This window comes from Candidatus Omnitrophota bacterium (assembly GCA_013791745.1).
Lineage (GTDB): Bacteria > CG03 > CG03 > CG03 > CG03 > CG03.
This window is the reverse complement of sequence record VMTH01000001.1, coordinates 1-4,446: the sequence shown is the minus strand read 5'-3', so window position 1 is coordinate 4,446 and position 4,446 is coordinate 1. Positions and strand designations below refer to the sequence as shown.

Genomic DNA, 4,446 nt, shown 5'->3' with positions numbered 1-4,446 from the left:
TTTCGGGATTGATCAGCTGCATTTTTTCTTTGGCCGATACAACCTTAAGTTTATTTATATCAGGCGTAAAATGAATAATCTGTCTTTGCAGATTTGTTATATCAACCACATCTCCGTCAACAATGCCTATGGTTCCCACTCCGGCGGCGGCCAGATACATCCCTACGGGGGCGCCTAATCCGCCTGCGCCGATTATCAGCACTTTGCCCGATAATATTTTTTCCTGGCCTTCAATACCAATATCTTTAAGGATAATGTGCCTGCTGTAGCGTTCAAGCTGTTCGTCATTCAATGCCATTTAATCCTCCAATGCCTGCTTAATATCCGCGATGATATCTTCCGGCTCTTCAATTCCCACCGCCAGCCTGATCAGCGTCTCCGGTACTCCCATCTCAAGTTTTAGCTTGGAATTATATTCGCAGAATATAGTTGATGCCGGATGCAATGCGAGAGTCTTGTTGTCATTTAAATTTGTAGTCCGCCTTATAATCTTAAGTTTATTAAGAAATTTAAAACATTCTTCCCTGGAAAGCAGTTCGAAGGTCAGCACCGAACCGCATTTATTACCAAATTGTTTTTTAGCAATACTATAGAAGGGGGAGCTTTCAAGCCCCGGAAAATTCACTTTTTTGGTTTTCTCATGTTTTTCCAGGAACCTTGCAACCTCAAGAGTAGTCGCGCACGACCTGTCCGCCCGCAATGCGAGTGTTTCGAGGCCCACTGATTGGAGATAAGCGTTATGCGGAGACAGGCAGGCCCCGAAATTGCGGAAAACTTCACGTTTCAATTTCGTTACAAGTGTGAGAGGGCCCTGTTGCTTTGCGTCTTTTTCAAGTTTCGGATTTTTCCTCCAGTCATAAGTTCCGTTATCAATTATCAATCCCCCCACAGAAGTCGCTCCGCCGGAAATGTATTTTGTACTGGAAAGGAGCTCAATATCTACTCCGAAAGCCCGGCTGTTGAATAAATAAACCGGCGTCATAGTGGTATCGCATAAAAGCAGTATATTGTGTTTTCGGGCGATTTCCGAAAGTGCTTTTATATCGGCCACTTCCAGTTGAGGATTAGTAATAGTTTCAAAAAATATTGCCCTGGTATTTGCATCAATTAATTTTGTCAGGTTTTCCGGATGCAAAAAATCCGCATACTTTATATCCAGCCCCCAGGGGCCCAGAGTATTTTTGAACAGGGAATAAGTATTGCCGAAAATATATTTTGTGGTGATAATGTTGTCGCCTTTTTGGGCAATGCTCATTATAGTATTGGCTATTGCGGCCATTCCCGATGATACAGCAACCACAGCGACAGCCCCTGAAACATTTTTAATTTTTTGCTCCAGATGCTCAACCGTGGGATTTGTAATCCTTGAATATACATGGCGGGGTTTTTGGCCTCGAAAGGCGGCCTCAAGCTCTTCCGCGCTTTCAAACTCAAATGTTACGCTGTCATATACGGGAAAATTCAGAGCACCATGCGAATCTTTCCTTAAATATGGCGTATGGATTGCTTTGGTGGTGAACCCCATTATCTGCCTCCTCCCATAAAATAGAGAAAATCAATTTCATCATTTTCTTTTATTGCAGTCGTGGAAAAATTTTCCCGATTAATAAAATTTCCGTTTAACTGCACGCTTACCATATCGGGCATTTCAACTTCATTTAATACAAGAAGTTCGGCTACAGTAAGACTCTTTTCAATTTCATTTGTTTTGCCATTAACTTTTATCCGCATCTCTCCTCCCTAAACCTGATCTCTTAATTACCCTGCGTCTTTCATCACAATTATCATCATCTTTGTGATGTTATTAAAGTTCTTTGTTCTTGTCAAGGCCCGGCAGGTAACACGCGCATACTCCCCGCTTCGGTTCCTCATTATTTATTGCAAAGATCGGGTTGAAAGCGCGGCGCTTTGTTTACTATAATTTGCTTATGGAAAAGCTAAGGCCTGATGTTCTTGTATGCGTCCTTAAAACAAACCTGGACAGGAGGATTCTCCTTGAAGAAAAATGGTACAGGGTTCCCCTCGCGCACGCTCCGCGGAGAAAACCGAAATTCCTGGCTTTTTATCAGGGCGCCTCATTTAAAGATTCCGGCGAGAGGATAGAACTTTACGGCAGAATAAAATACTGGCGGCTGAAAAAAAGAAAAGAAATACTCCCCGAGGAAAAAGGCCATCCCCGGGCGAACGATACCTACCTGCAGTTTTTTCTCAGCAGCGTAAGCAGATTGAGAAGGCCGGTTTTGAACCGCGCACGATTGAGAATATCCTTCGGCTTCACCTCACTTGAAAAATTGCGCAGGGAACAGAGCATACGGGGGCTTTTTGATATTCCTCCCATGGACGACATACTGGAGGCGATGCTCAGAAAAAACAAGATCCCCTTCAAAAAGGAATTCATTGTAAAAAGAAAAAACGCTAAAATATTCCGTCTGGATTTCGCCCTGATCGGCAGCCCGAAACCGATAGATGTGGAATGTGACGGCTACCGCTGGCACTCGCGGAAGCAGCAGCGCATAAAAGATAAACTGCGGGATGAGGAATTAAAAAAACTCGGCTGGAAAATCATAAGAATATCCGAAGAAGATCTGCTTAAAAAGCCGAGTAGCGTTTTAAAGAAAATAAAAAAATCTTTTTCTCTACAGCGCGACTTCCAGAATATCGGCTCTTGAAACAATGCCGATAATCTTTCCGTCTTCTACAATAGGGACTGTCCTGAAAACGTTTTCAGCGAGGACTTTCGCGATATCCCTGATATCGGCGTCCGGCGGGAAAGAGACGACTTTTGTCGTCATCACATCTGCGACTTTTGATTCGTGAACTTTGCCGCTGAAAGCGAGTCGAAAAACGTCTTTCTCGGAAACCACACCCATAAGACGGCCTTCGCCGTCAACAACAGGCATACCGCTGATTTCCCTCATCAGCAACATGTTAACCGCATCAGCCAGAGACGTCTCCGGAGTAACGGTTTCAATATTTGTTGTCATAATATGTTTCGCTGTCATTTCACCTCCCCTCGAAGGCATTTCCCACTAACGGGATAAACTTTCCCGGGATCAAATTCCCTTTTCATAATAATTTTCCAATTCCCTTTTTCAAGTTTCCTGTAAAAACAACTCGCATAACCCTTGTGGCAGGCGGGAACGCCGGATCTCACCTTAACGACAAGAGCATCGCCGTCACAGTCCAGATAAATGTCTAACATCTCCAGTACATTCCCCGACTCCTCACCCTTGGTCCAGAGCTTCTTTCTGCTTCTGGAATAAAAAGTCGTCTTGCCTGTGGCAATCGTTTTCTCAAAAGACTCCCTGTTCATATAAGCGAGCATCAGCACACAGCCGCTCTCATCAACAGCCACCGCCGGAACGAGTCCCGCGGGATCAAATTTTATTTCATCAGTTAGAGCCATATTTTTTAATCGCCTCCTGTAAGTCCAGCTTGTTCTCATATATCGCCTTTCCTGTGATGACGCCGGCGACGCCCGTTTTGGAAAGAGCCGCTATGTCTTCCATGCAGCTCACACCGCCGGAGGCAATAATATCCATATCAGTCATGGACGCCAGTTCCGAATAAAAATCCGCGTTTATTCCTTCAAGCGTGCCGTCCCTTTCTATCTGGGTGACGACCACTTCCTTTATGTTCCTTGTGCGCAAAGCCGTTAAAAATTCTTTGAGTGTCAAAGGCGACGAATCTTTCCAGCCGTGTATCCTGACACTGCCCTCGCCCACATCGGCGGAGATCATGACTTTTCCGGGCAACCGGGAAACTATCTCGCCGAAGTCCTGGATGTTGTCAAAATAAAGAGAGCCTATTATTATCCTGTCCACACCCGCGGAAAGATATTCCCTCGCCTGCGCGAAATTCCTTATTCCGCCCCCCACTTCCAGAACCGCGGCCGCGGCTTTTCTTATGTCCCTGATCGCCGTTCGGTTAAGGGAATCTTCCTCACCGAAGGCCCCGTCAAGATTCACAATATGTATTCTTTTCGCCCCCTGCCTCGCGAAAGACTCGGCGACCGTCGCGGGGTCGTCAAAATAAACTTTTTCTTCTTCCGGCCGGCCCTTGAAAAGGCGCACGGCCTTTCCTCTCCTTAAATCAATAGCCGGTATGATCAGCATTCAGATAAGGCCTTTGGTCGAGGCCACTTTTCTGGACGAGGACTTGAGAGCTTCGGCGAGGGCTTTGCCGAAGGCCTTGAACACAGATTCGCATATATGATGATTGTCGCGCCCGGCAAGAGAGACGATGTGTATTGTGATTCCCGCCTTTACGGAAAGCGCCCTGAAGAAATCCTCCAGAAGGCGGTAATCAAAATCTGCGTTTCTTATATTTTTGAATTTAACATTGAATTCAAGAAACGGACGGCCCGAGACATCCAGAGAAACAAGAGCCAGAGCCTCATCCATGGGGATGATAGCGGAGCCGAATCTGCGTATTTTGCCCTTTGAT

Annotated in this window: 8 protein-coding genes; 1 reads left to right on the top strand and 7 read right to left on the bottom strand. The window is 45.6% G+C overall.

Annotated elements, in window-relative coordinates; all coding sequences use genetic code 11:
* The 3 genes from FP827_00040 to thiS form a co-directional block, all read right to left on the bottom strand.
* On the bottom strand, positions 1–298 hold a 298-nt coding region (locus FP827_00040; protein MBA3051477.1), incomplete at its 3' end, for an adenylyltransferase.
* Positions 299–1,528, bottom strand: a complete 1,230-nt coding sequence (locus FP827_00035) for an O-acetylhomoserine aminocarboxypropyltransferase/cysteine synthase (GenBank protein MBA3051476.1) — start codon at positions 1,526–1,528, stop codon at positions 299–301.
* Positions 1,525–1,731, bottom strand: a complete 207-nt coding sequence (gene thiS, locus FP827_00030; protein MBA3051475.1) for a sulfur carrier protein ThiS — start codon at positions 1,729–1,731, stop codon at positions 1,525–1,527. The genes FP827_00035 and thiS overlap by 4 nt, the downstream gene beginning before the upstream one ends.
* A 197-nt stretch (positions 1,732–1,928) precedes the next feature.
* On the opposite strand from thiS, the gene FP827_00025 reads away from it, so the two are divergent.
* A complete protein-coding gene (locus FP827_00025) occupies positions 1,929–2,669 on the top strand; it encodes a DUF559 domain-containing protein (GenBank protein ID MBA3051474.1) in 741 nt (246 codons plus the stop codon).
* Here the strand turns inward: FP827_00025 and FP827_00020 are convergent.
* The 4 genes from FP827_00020 to hisB all read right to left on the bottom strand — a co-directional run.
* Positions 2,637–3,023: a CBS domain-containing protein gene (locus tag FP827_00020; protein MBA3051473.1), complete on the bottom strand. Its 387-nt coding sequence runs from the start codon at positions 3,021–3,023 to the stop codon at positions 2,637–2,639. The two genes, FP827_00025 and FP827_00020, sit on opposite strands and share 33 nt — an antisense overlap.
* Positions 2,999–3,406 carry a phosphoribosyl-AMP cyclohydrolase gene (hisI, locus tag FP827_00015; protein ID MBA3051472.1) on the bottom strand — a complete coding sequence of 136 codons (408 nt, stop codon included), beginning with the start codon at positions 3,404–3,406 and terminating at the stop codon, positions 2,999–3,001. Before hisI ends, FP827_00020 begins: the two co-directional genes overlap by 25 nt.
* Positions 3,393–4,115, bottom strand: coding sequence for a 1-(5-phosphoribosyl)-5-[(5-phosphoribosylamino)methylideneamino]imidazole-4-carboxamide isomerase (hisA, locus tag FP827_00010; protein ID MBA3051471.1), 723 nt, complete (start codon positions 4,113–4,115; stop codon positions 3,393–3,395). The genes hisI and hisA overlap by 14 nt, the downstream gene beginning before the upstream one ends.
* On the bottom strand, positions 4,116–4,446 hold a 331-nt coding region (gene hisB / locus FP827_00005), incomplete at its 5' end, for an imidazoleglycerol-phosphate dehydratase (protein MBA3051470.1).